General features: G+C 50.0%; 17 protein-coding genes. 3 read left to right on the forward strand and 14 right to left on the reverse strand.

All coding sequences use genetic code 11. From position 1 onward, the window contains the following. Positions 1–151 precede the first annotated feature (151 nt). A complete protein-coding gene (locus KDM87_RS06725; RefSeq protein WP_212678352.1) occupies positions 152–1612 on the forward strand; it encodes an efflux transporter outer membrane subunit in 1461 nt (486 codons plus the stop codon). An 89-nt stretch (positions 1613–1701) separates the two neighbouring features. On the opposite strand, the gene KDM87_RS06730 is transcribed toward KDM87_RS06725, so the two are convergent. From KDM87_RS06730 to KDM87_RS06750, 5 genes are read right to left on the reverse strand one after another with little or no spacing between them, the layout of a single operon-like run. Continuing rightward, the gene (locus KDM87_RS06730; protein WP_230407619.1) at positions 1702–2214 is read right to left on the reverse strand and encodes a cyclophilin-like fold protein; all 513 of its coding nucleotides are present in this window, start codon (positions 2212–2214) and stop codon (positions 1702–1704) included. After that, on the reverse strand, positions 2211–2723 hold the full coding sequence (locus tag KDM87_RS06735) for a (R)-mandelonitrile lyase (protein ID WP_212678353.1): 513 nt from the start codon (positions 2721–2723) through the stop codon (positions 2211–2213). The genes KDM87_RS06730 and KDM87_RS06735 overlap by 4 nt, the downstream gene beginning before the upstream one ends. 22 nt (positions 2724–2745) lie before the next feature. Beyond that, positions 2746–3774, reverse strand: coding sequence for an alpha/beta hydrolase (locus KDM87_RS06740; protein WP_212678354.1), 1029 nt, complete (start codon positions 3772–3774; stop codon positions 2746–2748). 56 nt (positions 3775–3830) lie between these two features. Continuing rightward, the gene (locus KDM87_RS06745) at positions 3831–4880 is read right to left on the reverse strand and encodes an NAD(P)-dependent alcohol dehydrogenase (protein WP_212678355.1); all 1050 of its coding nucleotides are present in this window, start codon (positions 4878–4880) and stop codon (positions 3831–3833) included. Between the two features lie 27 nt (positions 4881–4907). Beyond that, positions 4908–6131: an MFS transporter gene (locus KDM87_RS06750; RefSeq protein WP_408058700.1), complete on the reverse strand. Its 1224-nt coding sequence runs from the start codon at positions 6129–6131 to the stop codon at positions 4908–4910. A gap of 98 nt (positions 6132–6229) precedes the next feature. Here KDM87_RS06750 and KDM87_RS06755 point away from each other — a divergent pair, with 98 nt between their 5' ends. Both KDM87_RS06755 and KDM87_RS06760 read left to right on the forward strand, forming a co-directional pair. Then, positions 6230–7123: a LysR family transcriptional regulator gene (locus KDM87_RS06755; RefSeq protein ID WP_212678356.1), complete on the forward strand. Its 894-nt coding sequence runs from the start codon at positions 6230–6232 to the stop codon at positions 7121–7123. A gap of 296 nt (positions 7124–7419) precedes the next feature. Further along, positions 7420–7635 (forward strand): hypothetical protein, encoded by a 216-nt coding sequence (locus KDM87_RS06760; protein WP_212678357.1) that lies wholly within the window; start codon positions 7420–7422, stop codon positions 7633–7635. A 236-nt stretch (positions 7636–7871) separates the two neighbouring features. Here the strand turns inward: KDM87_RS06760 and KDM87_RS06765 are convergent, their stop codons facing one another. The 9 genes from KDM87_RS06765 to KDM87_RS06805 form a co-directional block, all read right to left on the reverse strand. Next, complete coding sequence (locus tag KDM87_RS06765) at positions 7872–8384, reverse strand: hypothetical protein (RefSeq protein ID WP_212678358.1); 513 nt, start codon at positions 8382–8384, stop codon at positions 7872–7874. After that, positions 8381–9046, reverse strand: coding sequence for a hypothetical protein (locus KDM87_RS06770; protein WP_212678359.1), 666 nt, complete (start codon positions 9044–9046; stop codon positions 8381–8383). Before KDM87_RS06770 ends, KDM87_RS06765 begins: the two co-directional genes overlap by 4 nt. Next, positions 9043–9252 carry a hypothetical protein gene (locus KDM87_RS06775; RefSeq protein ID WP_212678360.1) on the reverse strand — a complete coding sequence of 70 codons (210 nt, stop codon included), beginning with the start codon at positions 9250–9252 and terminating at the stop codon, positions 9043–9045. The genes KDM87_RS06770 and KDM87_RS06775 overlap by 4 nt, the downstream gene beginning before the upstream one ends. 144 nt (positions 9253–9396) lie before the next feature. Then, positions 9397–9567 carry a hypothetical protein gene (locus tag KDM87_RS06780; protein ID WP_212678361.1) on the reverse strand — a complete coding sequence of 57 codons (171 nt, stop codon included), beginning with the start codon at positions 9565–9567 and terminating at the stop codon, positions 9397–9399. A gap of 75 nt (positions 9568–9642) precedes the next feature. Continuing rightward, positions 9643–9936, reverse strand: a complete 294-nt coding sequence (locus KDM87_RS06785) for a hypothetical protein (RefSeq protein ID WP_212678362.1) — start codon at positions 9934–9936, stop codon at positions 9643–9645. 1 nt (position 9937) lies between these two features. After that, positions 9938–11215 (reverse strand): hypothetical protein, encoded by a 1278-nt coding sequence (locus KDM87_RS06790; RefSeq protein ID WP_212678363.1) that lies wholly within the window; start codon positions 11213–11215, stop codon positions 9938–9940. Continuing rightward, positions 11212–11943, reverse strand: a complete 732-nt coding sequence (locus KDM87_RS06795; protein WP_212678364.1) for a hypothetical protein — start codon at positions 11941–11943, stop codon at positions 11212–11214. Before KDM87_RS06795 ends, KDM87_RS06790 begins: the two co-directional genes overlap by 4 nt. After that, on the reverse strand, positions 11943–12803 hold the full coding sequence (locus KDM87_RS06800; RefSeq protein WP_212678365.1) for a hypothetical protein: 861 nt from the start codon (positions 12801–12803) through the stop codon (positions 11943–11945). The genes KDM87_RS06795 and KDM87_RS06800 overlap by 1 nt, the downstream gene beginning before the upstream one ends. Positions 12804–12850: 47 nt before the next feature. Further along, positions 12851–17176 carry a hypothetical protein gene (locus KDM87_RS06805; protein ID WP_212678366.1) on the reverse strand — a complete coding sequence of 1442 codons (4326 nt, stop codon included), beginning with the start codon at positions 17174–17176 and terminating at the stop codon, positions 12851–12853. Positions 17177–17185: the final 9 nt, after the last annotated feature.

Here is a 17185-nt window from a genome sequence, read left to right on the forward strand (position 1 = left end):
AGTAGTTGTGGTGGTTATTTTACTCATGCTGATAGCTTACCCTTTAAATTCAGCTTGCACAATAAGTGACTATTTTATGATATAGTCACTATGGATTACCTCAATTATTCTTTTTTATTTACTTAGCCCATTCACTGTGCGGGAGATGTCCATGCCGATTAAACGCTCTCTTTTAATATTCGTCGCCACCAGTCTTACAGCGGGTTGCGCTGTCGGGCCGGATTACATTCAACCATCTCCTGTTATGCCAGACCGCTATTTGGGTCAAACTGCAATTGAGCAACGGCATGCCAAAGCCACTGCTGACTTCAGCGTCTGGTGGGAGAGTTTTGGTGATCCACAACTGACCCGTTTCGTAAAAACGGCGATGGAGCAAAATCTGGATCTTGCGCAAGCATCCGCCCGTGTCGCCCAGACGCAAGCCGGACTCAGCGCAGCCAATGCGGCGCTGCTGCCTTCCGGTGTCATCAATGCTCAGGGTGCACGCGCCTATCAGTCGGTTGAAACACCGCTAGGACAAGTCTTGAATTCAAAGCCTAATTTCGATCGCCACGGCAACGCCTATGATGCCAATCTTGGCGCAAGCTGGGAACTGGATATATTCGGTGGATTACGGCGCGGTCGGGAAGCGGCACTCGCTGAATATCAGGCTTCTGAGGCTGGCGTTGCAGCGACACGGCTGACAGTGGCCGCGCAAACCGCCGACATCTATATCAGCATTCGCGGCCTGCAAGCCCGCCTTGATATCGTCCGCAAGCAAGTGCAGACCCAAAAAGACCTGCTTGCCACGGTCAATCTGCTGTACAGCAAGGGACTGGCCGCTGAACTTCAGGTGCAACAGGCCGAAGGTGCACTAGCCCAGGCGCGGGCATCGATGCCGATTCTCGAAGCAGGTCTGGATACAGCCATGAATGCGCTGGATGTCATGTTAGGTAAGCCACCTGGTACCTACCGGGCAGAACTGGCGAATGCTGTTGCAATTCCCGCCCCTCCACAGATTGCGTCAAGCGGATCGCCGGGTGAATTACTCCGTCGTCGCCCCGACCTGATCGTTGCAGAACGCCGCCTGGCTGCGTCGAATGCCCGTATTGGCATGGCTATCGCTGAGTATTACCCCAAACTTTCTCTTAGTGGACTCCTCGGAAGTACGACCTCGGTTTCTGCTGGCAAGCTATTCACCAGCGGTGCTAGTCAGACAACTGGAGCGCTGGGTCTTCGCTGGCGTTTGTTCGATTTTGGCCGCATCAACGCGGAAATTGCTCTTGCCAAAGGTCAGGAAGCCGAAGCGCTCGCAGCATACCAACTCGCTGTGTTACGAGCGACCGAAGATGTGGAAAACACTTTCTCGGCGCTGGTAAAACGTGAAGATCAGGCCAGCATACTTGCTCAGGGTGTGGATGCTCTGAGCCGGGCAAGAGGAGCCTCGTTTGCAGCCTATCAAAAAGGGGTCGTCAGCCTGATTGAAGTCTTGCAAGCGGACGACAATTTGTTACGTGCCTCAGACATGCAAATACAAGCGCAAACCGAATCGGCACGCACAGCGGTCGCAACATTCAGGGCGCTGGGCGGTGGTTGGCAAAGCGATTATCCCGAAACTATCGCACGTCAATAATTCCAGCAAGGGCAAACAAATACGCGCTAACCCTGGTCGAGATAAAACAAAGTATCACTTACAAAGTCGATTCTGACGATAAACCACGTTCACTGCGTGTTACTTATCGGTTCGATGGTGACCTTTAGCAACCCATCCTTTTTAAAGGATTCAAGGCCAGAATCGATTTTCCCAAGCTTGATAAGACCTTCCGAGTAAGCGAAGTTTTTGTAAAAAATCGCCAGATTTCCCCAGGGAGCGTAATAAGCAATATCGCCAATTGCCGGTTCGCTTCCCGCAGGGGCACCTGCTTTGGATAGCTTCCGCGTAAGGTAAGCAATTTTCTCGGTCGCCGCATAGTCGTTCAAGCTCAGAGTTAATGGCAGCAAGGAATAAAAATCCTTGGCGGTCGGATTATCTGCCAGGGTTGCAATCACCATTTCCCCGTTGACCGTGATTCGAATTTTCAACATTTTTATAGTTTGATTGGCGAGCGACGTTATCGGTCTCGCCAGATTACAGTAAGTGTCGTAAGGACGGTTAGTATCGGCGCAGACGGTAAAGCTAAAGATCAACCCCACGGCAAGCCAACCCGATTTTATCCATCGATATTTTCTATTCATTTACGGTATTGCTCATCGCTGACTTTTTCCAGCCACGCCACATTTTTGCCATCGACCACCCCCGTCAAAGCGAGATGGGTTAAGGCTGACGAGGGTGATGCGCCATGCCAGTGCTTCACGCCCGGCGGGCACCAGACGACGTCACCTTCGTGCAGTTCGGTAACCGGCCCACCCCATTCCTGAATCCAACCTGTGCCTGCAGTCACGATTAAATGCTGGCCTGCAGGATGGGTATGCCATGCGGATCGAGCACCCGCATCGAAACTGACAAAAGCTCCGCTCACTGGCGTAATCGGGTTTGCCGAAAATAGCAGAGACACACGAACGTTGCCGGTAAAGTATTGCTCCGGGCCTTTGCTGGAAGCTTCTGAATCAGCGCGCGTGATTGCCTGCGATTGCTTGGTTCCACCATCTGCATAAGCAGCGTTAGCAGTGGTAAAACTCTGAGCATGAACGACATTGATCGCGAGCAAAAAAAATGACAGCACTGAGGTATTTATCGATTTCATTTTTTCTCCTTACCAATTTCACCTACTTCAAACTGCTTCGAAAGAACGAAGTCAGCTTATCGAAGGGAATCAGATTGACGCGATCATAAAGATCGACGTGACCCGCGCCAGGAACAATGATCAGCTCCTTAGGCTGTGCTGCCAGCTTGTAAGCTTCTTCACTAAACTCTCTGGAATGGGCGACATCTCCAGCGATGAAAAGCATAGGACGGGGCGAAATTGTTTCGATGTCGTTGAACGGGTAAAAATTCATGAACTTGACATTACTGGTCAGAGTCGGATGCGTCGTCAGATCAGGCGATGATCCCTCCGGAGTGAACTCGCCTCTGGGAGTACGGTAGAAGTCAAAAAACTCACGCTGAATCGGATGCGTATCTGCTTTCAGTTCATGCACCGTACCACCGGTGTAACTCATTTCACCGCCAGTAAATTCCACGTAACGCTGCTCTGCAGCGTCCGCAATGATCTGCTTGCGCTGGTTCAAAGTCTGCGAGTGATTCAATGCGTTCCGGTTTGCCGCACCCATGTCATACATGCTGACAGTCGCAACAGCTTTCATGCGCGGATCGATCTTCGCAGCACTGATCACAAAGCTGCCGCTGCCGCATATACCAAGGACACCAATCCGATTTCTGTCAACGAACGATCGGGTACCAAGAAAATCCACTGCAGCGCTGAAGTCCTCAGCGTAGACATCGGGTAGCACAGCATTGCGTGGCTGCCCCTCGCTTGCGCCCCAGAATGACAAATCCAGAGACAAGGTAACGAATCCCTGTTCAGCCAGCTTTGCCGCATACAGATTCGAACTTTGCTCTTTTACCGCCCCCATAGGATGCCCAACGACTATCGCACCATATTTCACGTCACCGCTCAGGTTCTTTGGAATAAAAAGATTACCCACCACTTTCATTTTGTATTGATTGCTGAAGCTAACCTTTTGCATGGTTACTTTATCGCTCTTAAAAAAATTGTCTGCACCATGAGACATATCTGCACCTATGACTGAGAAAGAACTAAGAAACAACGCCAACACGGCAATAACTTTTTTCATTGGAATTTCCTTCGCATAATTATTAAAACCCTTTGGCAATCTTTTCTGACCATTGGTCAAACCGTAAGACTGGCGTTATCGAGAACAAAGCGATATTTAACGTCGCCCTTGAGCATTCGCTCGTAGGATTCGTTGATCTGGTTTGCACGAACCATTTCGATATCGGCGACGATGCCGTGCTCTGCACAGAAATCAAGCATCTCCTGGGTCTCATGGATACCACCAATCATCGAACCGGCGAGCGACCTGCGTTTCATAATCAGGTTGAATACATTAGCCGAAGGGTGTGGAGTCGCCGGTGCGCCCACTAAGGCCATCGTGCCATCTCGCTTGAGCAGAACGAGAAATGCGTCCAGATCATGTGGCGCCGCCACCGTATTCAAAATGAAGTCAAAGCTCTTGCCATGCGCCTCCATTTCGGCAGCGTTCCGCGACAGAACTACCTCATGTGCGCCTAATTGCTTGGCCGCCTCTCGTTTGGATTCGGAAGTGGTAAACGCCACGACGTGGGCACCCATCGCACGGGCGAGCTTGATTCCCATGTGCCCCAGGCCACCGATGCCAACGACACCAATCTTTTTGCCTGGACCTGCATTCCAGTGGCGCAACGGTGAGTAAGTGGTGATACCGGCGCATAAAAGCGGCGCGACGGCGGCAAGTTGCTCTTCAGGATGGCGAATTCGCAGCACGTAGCGCTCATGCACCACGATTTTTTGCGAGTAGCCACCCATCGTCCAACCGGGCTGATCCGTGGTTGGTGAATTGTACGTACCGACCATCCCGTCACAGTAATTCTCCAGGCCTGCATCACAATCATCGCAGTGCTGACAGCTATCAACGATACAGCCGACGCCGACCAGATCGCCAGGTTTGAAGTCTGATACATGCGCGCCGACCGCTGACACCCGCCCAACGATTTCATGACCGGGTACACAAGGAAACTGGGTCCCCGCCCATTCGGCGCGTACCTGGTGCAGATCGGAATGGCAAATGCCGCAAAACGCGATATCGATCTGAATATCGTGCGCCCCGGTTTCGCGACGGGTGATGTCCATGGTTTGCAAAGGCTGGTCACCTGCATAAGAACCAAAAGCTTTTACATTCATCGTATTTCTCCTTTTGAAATAAAAAAATCAGAACTTGTCAGCGCGCTCGGCACGGGATGCCAGAAAGGCCAAACACGCTGCAATCAACAGTAAACCAGCACTAAAAATAAACGTACTTCGATAGCCGCCCATATCGAATAACAAGCCACCAACGCTGGAACCCAATCCGATGGCCAACTGTACGACGGCAACCATCAAGCCACCACCAGCTTCAGCTTTCTCCGGTAAGGTTCTTGCCAACCAGCTCCACCAACCGACAGGCGCAGCAGTGGCAACCAGGCCCCAAATACTCAAGAGCGCAACGACGATGAAAACCGAACTGCCGAATGCAACCAGGGAAACGGCAATCACAGCCATCAATAGCGGAATGGCGACGAGGGTTCCATAAAAACTTCTTTTCAAAAATGCCTCAATCAAAACAGTGCCAATAAAGCCGCCTAAGCCCATGGTAAACAGGATGAACGACAATGCGCGCACGTCGACCCGTAACACGGTTTCAAGAAAAGGGCGCAGATAAGTGAAGAGCGCGAACTGCCCCATGAAAAAAATACTGACAGCAGCCATACCCAAGGCAACGACGGGATTTTTAAACAGCTTGAAGACATGAACGACACTTGCTGTACGTGTTTCGACCTTCATCGAGGGCAGGCTCATCCACTGCCATGCAAACGCCAACAGAGCTACCGGAGCCAGGCAAAGGAATGCACCGCGCCAGCCAATGACGGAGCCGAGATAGCTACCCAAAGGCGCCGCGACAACCGTTGCCAGCGCATTGCCACCATTGAAGATGGCCAGTGCACGTGGCACCTTAGCAATCGGCACCAGTCGTATGGCCGAAGCGGCGGACATCGACCAAAATCCACCAATAGCGGCTCCTAAAGACACTCGGCCAGCCATGTACGTCGCATAATTAGGTGCCAGCGCAATAATTGGCGCTGAAAGAAACATGAGTCCCGTCATCCCGAGCAAAAGGATCTTGCGACTTGCATTGCCCGCAAGCGACGCAATGAAAAGGCTCGTCATTACCGCAAAAACACCAGAAACGGAGATCGCCTGCCCTGCCAAGCCTTCGCTGATCCGTAGGTCTTTAGCAACTGGAGTCAACAGACTGATAGGCATAAATTCAGAGGCGACCAATGCAAATGCACAGAGCGTCATCGCAAACACACCGCTCCAACAGGCGGGCGCATCACCGGCCTGATAGTGAGTGGGCTGGTCGCCTGCGTGAATGTTTGCAGCTTGAGTGCTCATGTACATCGATCCTTAGAAATCAGGCCTCTATCTTGACGCCTTCATGAGAATTTGATTAGTGGGTATAATCTTTATGTACTTATGAGGAAATTTCAGCAATGAGCCAGACCAAAATTGACGACTTGCAAGCATTCCTGGCGGTTGCACGAGACCAGAGTTTTACCAAGGCCGCGAGCAAGATTGGCGTAACGCCATCCGCCTTGAGTCATACGATCAGAGCACTTGAAGAAAGACTGGGCGTACGACTGCTCGCACGCACCACCCGCAACGTGGCACCTACGGAAGCAGGAGAAAGACTGATGCGTTCAATCGCTCCGCTGTTTGAACAAATCACTGCAGAGATTGAGGCACTGGGTGAATTACGAGAAAAGCCCAGAGGCACAATTCGAATTACCTGCACTGACGATCAAATCGAAATGTGCGTACGGCCAATGCTGACGGGATTCCTGAAAGCCTATCCCGACATCACACTGGAGCTGTATGTAGATTATGGGTTCACCAACGTTGTTGAAGAACGGTTTGATGCAGGTATTCGTTTGGGCGAAGCGATCAGTAAGGATATGATCGCGGTTCGCATCGGGCCTGATTGGCGCTTGATCGTCGTGGGGTCTCCGGAATATTTTGAACGACATCCGCCACCAAAGACACCTTATGATTTGACCAGGCATGCTTGCGTCAATATCCGGCATAGGCCATCCGGTGCTATTTATGCGTGGGAGTTCGAGAAGAACAGCAAGGCATTTACCGTCAAGGTCGACGGGCAACTGGTTTTTAATAGCATCATGCATGTCCTCAATGCAGCAGTAGATGGCATTGGTTTGGCATACGTGCCTGAAGAACTGGTAGCACCCTATCTGGCGGACGGTAGGCTCAAACAGATTTTGACTAGCTGGTGCCCCTATTTTCAGGGTTACCACTTGTATTACCCCAACAGGCGCCAAACATCCCCCGCATTTTCAGCATTTGTCGAAGCGATTAAATTTAAGGGCTAAAGTCTGCTTCTGCTCAGAAGCAGAGATAAAGACAACTATTGATGAAACGCAATTTTAAGCAGTTTCCAGTCGTTCGTAAGTGAGATCAGGTTGAGCATCTGGGAACTACTGACAAACGGATTTAGCTACATGTTGCTGGGTATCGTGATATTGCAAGAGGAACTGAAGCCTTTACTGCACGAGCCAGTATTTAGACTTGTGATCGCTTTCTAACAGTATGTTGTTGCCTACTGACCCAACGAGATACTCAGTCCTAGCGGCTTCGATCCAATGATCGCCTCGCGTCTTCTTGAGCAATGTTGCATGCGAAAAAAGAGCGTCAAAAAACAAAAGAAGCCGAGAACCTAAAAGGAATTCATCGTCTAGTGAAAATCGTCGATAAAACAGAGAATCACCTCAAGAGCGTTTTTCCGGAGACGACCATCCACGCCAATTCAACTCATTCCGAAAAAAATGGCATACCAGATGGCATACTGATTAGATCAGAAAAAGAAAAAGCCCTTGAAAATTAAGGGCTTTTTCTTTAATTTTGGCGGAAGCTGTGGAATACAGAAGTATTGAATTTAAAGGCTCTTAACTTGCTTACCTACCTTTTTACCTACATAACTAACAAACTTAAGCTATTCCTAAGTTCGATTTCATTTTTGAGATTTGAACTCAATCACATTGCTATTCTGCTTCCCGAGCATTTCGCCCCCGGGGCAGTTAAATAGCATGCCACCACCATCTGTGGGCTCCAGTACGTTTTTCATTCTACGTCCCTCACCTTTTTCAGTTTTTGATAAAACTCCCGCAATCCTAATGCTTGCTCTCGCCAGGCGAGGCAGGCGGTGGCGTTGAAGGCGTTTGTTTCTGCGACTTCAGCAAGCGGAATTCCGGCGGGTTCTCGGTCAGCGCTGGTGGCAGATCCGGGAGGTTCACCTGTCCAGGCGGCGTCGTGGATGCGCACGAAGCCAGTGTTGATAGTGCAACCAGCATTATCATCAGCAGTGATGTAAATCGGCACTTGTTTTTCAATTGTTTCACCTTGTTTGTAGATTGTTTTAATGCGGTCAACGTATTTGATTTGCGTCTCGATCACGATTTTCGCGTGCGCCTGTGCCACTTTGACCGACTGCGCCGCTTGCTTCGATATGTAATCGATATGGGCTTGCCCAGCACTACGCTCCCCATGCAGCATGCCGAGCATGTACAGTGCGATTCCAGCGGCTACAACGATGGCGATGCGGGCTGGCAATGGGATCAGTGTGAGCAAATTCATAGTCGACCCTCATATTTCGGCATGCGTGCAAACACGCGGGCGGGGTATTTACTGTTGATCGTGCAAAAATCTTCGGCGTAGCCCTGTACTTTCACTTTCGATTGCGGGCACTGTCGCTCTAAATGCCCGAACCAGCGCCGCGGGTCGCAGCCTTCGGTGATGCTGCAGAGCTTGATGCGCTTACTGATGCTGCCTGCCCCGCCGTTATGGATTGCGGCATCGCAGGCTTTAATGTCCGGCGCGGCATCGATCAGTTGGCTGCAGCGGTGATCGCTGAGTTTAAGCGTCAGAGTGATAGCGCGGAACTGGTATTGTACAGCGTAGCAATCGCGCCATGACCAGCCAGCCAATGTAGCATCTAATCGCCGAGCCTCTGCCAGCGCATCGAATCGGGTTGAGCCATCAGCATTGCGGGCGATCGTGAATTGGCCGAGTCCGCAACCGGTTTCACGCGATGTTTGCAACGTGGCGCGTACACGCCAGCCGCTTTCCTGCTCGATCAGTGCGGGAATGAATGCGCGGGGCTGCAAATCAGGCCATGTCTGATCGATTTCAGCAGAGAGTTGCGGCAGCAGCTTGTATGCATCACCGGGCAATTCTGCTGCAAAACCGACTGAGCGGAACAGCAGGATGCATAACACGAAGAATTTAATCAGCTTCATAGCGCCCCCGCATAGAGAAAAATAAACGTCCCTAGCCGAATAGCCCATTTAAATGCATGCGTCGCATAGACCAGTGCACCAGCGATGGGATGCCTCGCCATTCCGATATTACTCGCGACTTCCTGCTCATCGATCTTGGGCGCCATCGCGATACGCAGCCACATGATGCTGATTTCTGCCCACGCCAGCACAGCTGCAGCGGTCATACACTTAATCACTTCTGGGTAGCCCGTGTGTACTGTGATCGGGCGCATCAGAGTGAATGCCAATACTGTGAGCGCGAAAAAAATGATAGTCCGGAGAAAGAGCCTTTGAATCATGATGTTTCCTTTTTTTGCAGAAAGACAGGCTTATTTATGCCAGCCGTTAGTCGTTAAAATGAGGTATCCGATAGCAGCTAAGCCAGCCGAACACAATCCGGCGAGAGTCCACTTGCCAAGCATCGCAAACTGTTTATCAAGCCACTCTGAAATTGCTTCTTTAATCAATTCTTTTTGGTCGCCTGGATCTATTTCTGGCATCGCTCCCCCTTCTTTGGGCGTAAAAAATCCCGCTTCGGCGGCTGGCCGTAGCGGGATGGATTTTGGTAGGTTTATTTACAAACTTGCTGCAGTCGTAAATAACGCATCAAGATCAGCATCCGTTAAATTCAACGCCACGGCGATTTTTACAAGAAATGGATCGTCACGCTTAAAATTGGGCGCATCGTTCCATGCGACCTGCGTGAGCATGCGCTCTGTCGGGTCTTGAATTCCATCAATAAGTGGCTGCACCCGATCAAATAATCCAGCTAAAACGAGTGCCTGCCGCGCTTGATAGCGATTGACTGATGGCGAGACCGATTGAGCGGGCGATGGTGGAAACGTTAAGTATTCATCTAATTGTTTCATATTAATCAACCCTCACATAACCATAAATTGTCCGTTGCGGTATACCCGCTCCGCCCGCCACCTGAGCCATCCAGAAAGGTACTGACGAGCCAACGTACTCGCTTGAAGTAAACCAGTTTGCAGCATAGATGTATGAATCTGATGGTGAGTTAGCTGAGGCAGGCAGCAGTAGTAAGTTAGTACTAATAGGCACCGCTGTTAAATATGAGGGATTGTATGTAGTACCTATTGACTGAGGAATCGTTTGCCTTGTTGTAAAGTTTTTAAAGTCTGTTGTATACGCAAATTGTTGGGAAAAAGTACTCGAAGAACTCGAAGCAGTTCCTATCAAAAATCGAGTTCCGTCAAACTGAATACTCATATCACCTACTACGCCAAATGCCCCGGATACACTCGAACTATTGGTCACTTGTTGATTTGCAGTAGCTGTCCAACTACCAGTAGCACCAGTTGGTGATGCATAAAAATTAGTAGCCGTAGCACAGACAAATAAGCCGAGACCTGCTGATGTACTTACAATAGTGGTGACAGGTAGAACCACTAATTCCCACGCGCTTGCATCGGCGGCGGTTGATCTTGCAGCTACAGTATTACCAACACCAACTAACAGCCATCTATTAGCGCCTGCTGATGGGTTACAAATGATTCTTACTGTAGATGATGATGTTGAATAAATCTGAGCTGGAATAGACCTTGCAGTAAGTGTTGCGCCGTCAGTAGTAGTAAAAATGGTACTAGTAGCTACCCCACTCTGCGACACTGCAATAACAGCAATAGCCCCATCCCACGACATTCGGGTGCCTGCTGACCCAGTAAACGGTCTGGTGCCACCTGCAGTAAAAGTTGCCCCTGTAGTTGAATAGGAACATTTAACGTTAGTTCCATCGCAACCTGCAACAATGAATCGGGTGCCCGTACGGATGACTGATGTCGCTGCGATGCCTAAATTATGCGGGATTAATGAAAAACTCACCCCCTTGTTCGTCGATACCATAACGTTTGTAGCATCGCCATAGCAAAGAACCACCGTATTGTTCCCATCATAAGCATAGGCAGTAATACTCGTTGTGGCAGGTAGCGTACTGATACCAGTACCATGCACCATCAATGACTCTATTTTTGCGGCCTGTGGGTATAAAGTTGATAGTGCCACAGTTCCTGATCGCAGAAATTTTGTCTGATCCGGCTTAGTAATAACTGTTCCTGAATCAGGAATATATGCGGCGTCACCTATTTGATACGCCCCACCGCTAAATTTTTGACTTGCTCTTACTATCATCGGGCTACCCAACCTTTCACAGTATCAACATATCTGAATACGTTGCTGAAATTATTAATATCAAAAACGTAGGTATCACCAGCAATACCTTCAAACTTTGCCCCGTTAAAATCAACAGTGACATTTTTGATCGCGAATGTGCCTGCGTAATCGAACACCTCGAACCAGGTTTCACCCGCAACCGGATTGGCAGGTGCTGTGATCGTGAAACTACCATCTGTCGAATTCGCCGCAATATGATCGTATGGGAGCGCTGTCGCGTTTGCTGCGATGATACGCATCGGCAGTTCGTAATTGATTTTTCGCCACATACGTGGCGAGCCGATCCCATCTTCAAGCGCTGGGTCAACGGTTGACGTTCCGGCAATCTTTAAGCGGTAGTTCTGAAAGTCGGTTGGTGACCAGACTACTTTGCCGATATCCGCAGTTAAGTACGTAACACCAGCCGCCCACTTTGTGACGTTGGTTGATAGTGCCGCGGCAGCTGCGCTGGCGGCGGCTTCTGATGCTGAGCTGGCCGATGCGACTGCGGAGTTAAATGCCGCCGTCACTGCATCCCATGCTGACGTCGCGTTGTTATACACATTGGCGGCAACCGCAGCGATTTGAGTGACAAATAAAATCAACCAATTCACGAAGGCATCGACGCGATTCGAGAATGTTGCACGATCCCCTCTGATGGGCGATGGCGGTGGTGTATCTATGGTTGGCGGTGGAGTTACTGACATCAGATCAACCCTTGTAAGTTAATAGAAAGCGTACATGTGCGGGCTTCATCGTAGACAAGATCCCCCTTAACCAAGCCATAGCCACGCACACCGGAATATTCAGAACCCTCGGCACCGATCAAGCAACACGGAACGTCCATCAGGTCTGTTAATGTAGTGAGAACTGAGTTTGCTTCTTCAATCGCCACAAGAGCAGTCAGCGCTAAATCTTTGGCTGATTTACGGCGCACAATTTTGTTATTGCCGAATTTATCAATGTCGATGTAACTGAATGTTTTTGGCGCTGCTTTTGCGCCACGCAATGTTTTGCCAAGGGGTTTCAAATCACCAATAGCGATAATCCCGCACGCGACAGAACCGGCGCTGGTGATCGTGATGGTCAGCTCGGCATTCAGGTAGGGTTCGATGCCAGACAAAATCAGATCTGTTTGCGGCTTATAAGGTGAAAACCAATGCTCGTAATAATCTGGCGGCATGGAATTTTCTAACGCGCCGTCATACTGAAATATCTGATTGCCACCAGGGTTGTCTTTTACAGTGACAGTGATGTGTGCCCCATCAAGCCCAAAAAAAGCGATGGCATTGAAGAATCCCGGCTTCAACACCATCGTAAAGGGGCTACTCAATACTGTTTGCGTACTGACTTTATCGTCAAAAACTGCCCATCTGTTTGTGGGCCGCACCTCTTCCCATCGCGTGGGATTATTTTCAGGCAAACCACTGTCGATGCCAGGTATCAGGTTTTCATAAATAACATGGGTCGTCGGGCGATAAACCTGATCTTTGAGCGCATAATCATTACCAGGAACCCATGCGACCTCACCTGAGGCAGGCTCTACTGCTGTGCTGGAGACCAGCATCGCATCGGTGATTTTGGTCGGCACCAATAGGCTAAGTAAGGCGACTGTCATACGGACACCACCTTTACTAAGGCTGGGCCGCCACCGCCAGTCAGGTTATCCAGTACTTCGGCTGTTGATCTGTTGCTTTCTGCACTGCTTTTAGCGGCCGACACCAGCCTGTCTATTTTTTCGTTCAATATCTGCATTTGCTTAACGAGATCCGCATTTGTTGCGTCGCTGCGGTTGTAGGCAGCTGGCGTGATGCGTTCGCCTTGATGAATTTGTGCAATCTGGTCAACAGGAACATAGTCAGTGCCAATGTCATAGCTGGGCAACGTAACGCCGTAGCGCTTGGTCGTGCCTGCGGTTTGCTCTAAGCTGTAGGCCAAAGCAGCGCGATTGCGGCTTAACTCGGCTTGGCTGGTTGCTGTGCTTTCGTATAATTTATCGAGCGCTTGCGATAGTGCAGGCAAGAGTTTCATTGCATCCTGATCACCGGCACGTGCTTGCGCAGTGGAGATGGCAAATTGAGACTCTGCAGCAGCGATACCGGCAGCAGATGACGTTGATGTCAGCCCGCGCAGGCGGGAAACCTCGCTGACGATAGAATCAGCTAGCGATTGCCATGCAGACTTTAGCTGTGCAGCAGCACTGGCCGCTTCTTGCGCTGCTTGCTGTGCAGCCTGTTGCGCTTTCTGCGCATCCATTTCTGCGTAGATTTTTTCTTTGTAAGCACGATTTTCTGGGGACAGCTTTTCGAGCTCGCGCTTACGCAACTCTGCAGTATCGCCGATCAGGTTGTAATACTCTGTTTCCAGGTTGTAGCGTTCATCTGCAACGGATTTTATGCGGGCGGCAGCAGCCTCCATGGCGGCGGCGGCATCTTCTGTTGCTTGTTTTTGGGCTTGTAAAGCAAATAATTCGCGGTACTTGGCCTGCGTGCTTTCGTCCTGCCCTTCCATCAATTTTCGCTGCTGCTCTTCCTGCGTCATCATTGAGACGCGCAGTTGATCGATCTGGTCTTGTATTGATTTATTCGTTTGCGCCAGTGCAGCCGCTGCAGCATTAGATGAATTACCTAATGAATCCATGTAATCGGCCACTGTTTTAAAGCCTGGCATCAGGTCCATCAAAGAAGCAAATAGCTTGGCGTTAGCTTCTGTTGATGTATCGAGGCCCCGAACGAGATTTTTAAATTGCTCGACCGTCGTGATATTGGCGTATCCCAGATCCGCCATGCCTTTGGTGACCGAATCAATTGTAGGCTGCATGCGCTCAGCTTCGGTCAGGAAATTGGCGGCGAAATAAGCGGTTTTGTCGCTGAACGCCTGCGCACCACCAGTAAACTGCACCAACCGGTCTTTTGCCGTGATCAGTGCAGTCGTATCGAGACCGTCAGTCTTAAATGTCAGCCCGAGATCTTTTATACGGGTATTGACGAGCGTCGCTTCGATGCCAAGCCGTTTAAACGCATCAGCAGCAGATTCGCCGTCAAGCTTGAGTGTTGCGATCGACGGCAGTAAATCTTGCGCCATCGTATCGGCGACACCTGCTAACGCATTGGCCAGGTTAGTCATGAATTCGGCATCAGTAGAGCCGAAATCGAATTTCAATGAATAGGTTTTATCTTTGATCGCGTCAGCGCTAAGCCCCAACGACTTGGAAAAATCCATGGTGCTGGATAAGAGCGAATCGAACCCTGCCTTGATTGCCTTACCGGCTTTTTGTGCGCCACCTGTTACGTCGTTATATGTAACACCATCGGCAACAGTTTTACCAGTATTTAAATCAAAGTTCCATTGCCCGTTTATATCACTGGAAAACCAGCCACCTGACTTGGTATGGCTGACATTTTTACTACCACTGACGCCGCTGGAATTAACATTGGCGGTAACGTTTTGGCCGGTGATCTGACGTTCACCATGGCCGAATGCTGCCGTACCAATCGAGTACGCAGCCAGCGCTGCAGCAACCCACGGCGCTGCAGCTGCAATGCTTGAGCCAACTTGCCCCATACCAGTTAAGCCTAACTGACCTGTTGAGCCCAACCCGGACAACTGCCCTACCCCGATGGTCGACGCAGATGATAGTGACGAGCTCAAGCCGAGATTCATTCCCATATTGCTAAGAGCAAATGAGTTGAATGCTGATTGCGCCCCTCCAGTGAACAAGCTATACAGGTTACTCAAACCAGAAGTCACCCCAGATAACCCGCTGACGACACTGCCCACACCACCCATCGCGCCAGATGCTTGCGCCGCGCCGGTCATGCCAAACATGCTGCCAATACCAGCAATGGCTTGCAGTACAAATGGCTTGGCGAACATTTTGTAGAGTTCGTCAACGAGGGTCGATTTGAATGTGTTTCTCAAGGACTTAACGTAAGAACCCCAGACGCCCTCGCCACGGTCGAGCATGGCAGCAAAGCCATCATGGAATGTTTTATCCATGGTATCGACGGTCTTTGACCACTCGCTGACCTGCGCTTTATTGATGGCTGCTGCCTTGGCCTTTGTGGCTTCTTCGGTGTAACCACTAATCAGAGACTCTTTATCAACATCGAGCAGATTGAGTTTTCTTACATCCCGGATGCGTTTTTGCAGATCCAGTTCAATTCTGTATTGCTCAAGCGCTGTTGCACGTTCGACGGATGATTTGCCCATCAGGCTGATTTCTAAATCTGTCTGCGCATTGTTTTCTTCAACTGATCGGACATAATCGTCAAGGGCATCTTTGGCCTTGCCATACGTTACCGTCTGACTGTTGAAGCTCTCTATGATTGCTTTAGTGTTTGCAACATAAGATTTTTCCACCTCTTTGGCGAGCTGGTTATGTTTTTCATATACAGTGAGTTTGCGGGTCAGCTCCAGGATATTGGCGGTCTCTGACTTCGTCAGCTTAATGACGCCTTCATTCAGATCTGAGCGCACCTTTGCCGCCAGCTTTTCACCCTCAGTGAGCTTTTCTTGCGTATTCATATCTAGCCGCTGAACTGCGATTTTCTCTTCGATACTCTTGATCAGCTGCTGATATTTGGACAGTTCGGTCGATGCCTTTGGCGCGGCAGGTGCAGTATCTGAATATTTATGGTTGTCGCCAAAATAGGACTGTGCGAGCTGCCGCTGTACGTTTTGCTGGATTTCCAAACTATAGTTGGCATAAATCCTTTGCATCTGAAGCACTTTTTCAAAGTAATCTTGCTGCTTCGCGACTTTTTCAGCGTTGATTGCGCTTTCTTTTGCTGCCAGCGCCTTCAGTCGTTCTTCATACGAGCGCACAAACCGGCCTTGCTTATTCAGCACACCATCTTGTGTTTCGTTATACGCATCATCAATTGATTTGCGGCGCTGATCATAGGCCGCCAGAATTGCGGCATTTTCTTCTTCAAGCCGTTTTCCTGTGAAGTTTTTCTCTGCTTCTTCTTTATCGTGAACGTATTCACGCCAGTTTGACCATTTAGCAGCAACTGCACCAAGACTGCTGCCAAACAGCATAGCGACGTTTTTTGCACCATCGATTGAATCAGCAATGAATGAGAACGTATAGGCAATATCTTGCCCCCACTGCTTCAACTCCTGATTTTTTGCCATCTCATTAAGTTGGCCGTTGGATTCCTTCAGATGCTCGGTGTAGCCCATCACAGCAATGGTCAACACCTCATTAAAAACTTCGCCCTGCAATACTTTGATGTCTTCGGTATAGCGGGTCATTGACAGGATTTGCTTACCTGCCGTATCCATTGCTGCCGTGTAAGCACCGGCGATATCACCACCGGCCGCCATGACAGAATTGAGAACCGCTTGTGTTTTCTCATTCTGCGTGAGCATGTCTTTGTTTTTACCAAGCGTGGCCGCCATCTGCTTATACGAGTCTTCCATCGAGATATTCAGACCGATGGTGCGCAGTACATCTGTTTGCCCGGTCTGGATGCCGTGAATCATGTGGGCAAATGCCTCGGATGAATTCATGTTGCCGATGACGGCAGCATCTTGCGCAATGCGGGCGAGCTTGGTGGCGTTACTGAGATCGATATGGGCCTGCACCAGGCGCATGGTTTGCTGGCGTGATTCGATCATGCTGATACCAGTTTTTTGCAGTGCCAGCGCAGTGTCTTCCATCTGCTGCCCGGTATAACCTGCATTTTTACCGACAACAGCCATGGAAACGCCAAGTGTTTCATAGCGCGCGTTAAGCATTGCCATGTCTTTGACTTTATCGACAATCGCCCAACTGGCAAGCGCCCCTGCTGCGGCTGTCATCACGTCTTTGATCTTGGCGCCAGAACTGGAAACCTGCTTTTCCAGTTGCAGCATTTTTCCTTCGACAGACGACAGATCCACGATCACCTGAGCGGTGCCGTCAACGGATAGTCTGATCTTTGCGTCTGCCATGTTTGCTCT

Origin of the sequence: Cognatundibacterium rivi (assembly GCF_018139565.1) — a bacterium.
GTDB classification, from domain to species: Bacteria; Pseudomonadota; Gammaproteobacteria; order Burkholderiales; family Burkholderiaceae_D; genus Undibacterium; species Undibacterium rivi.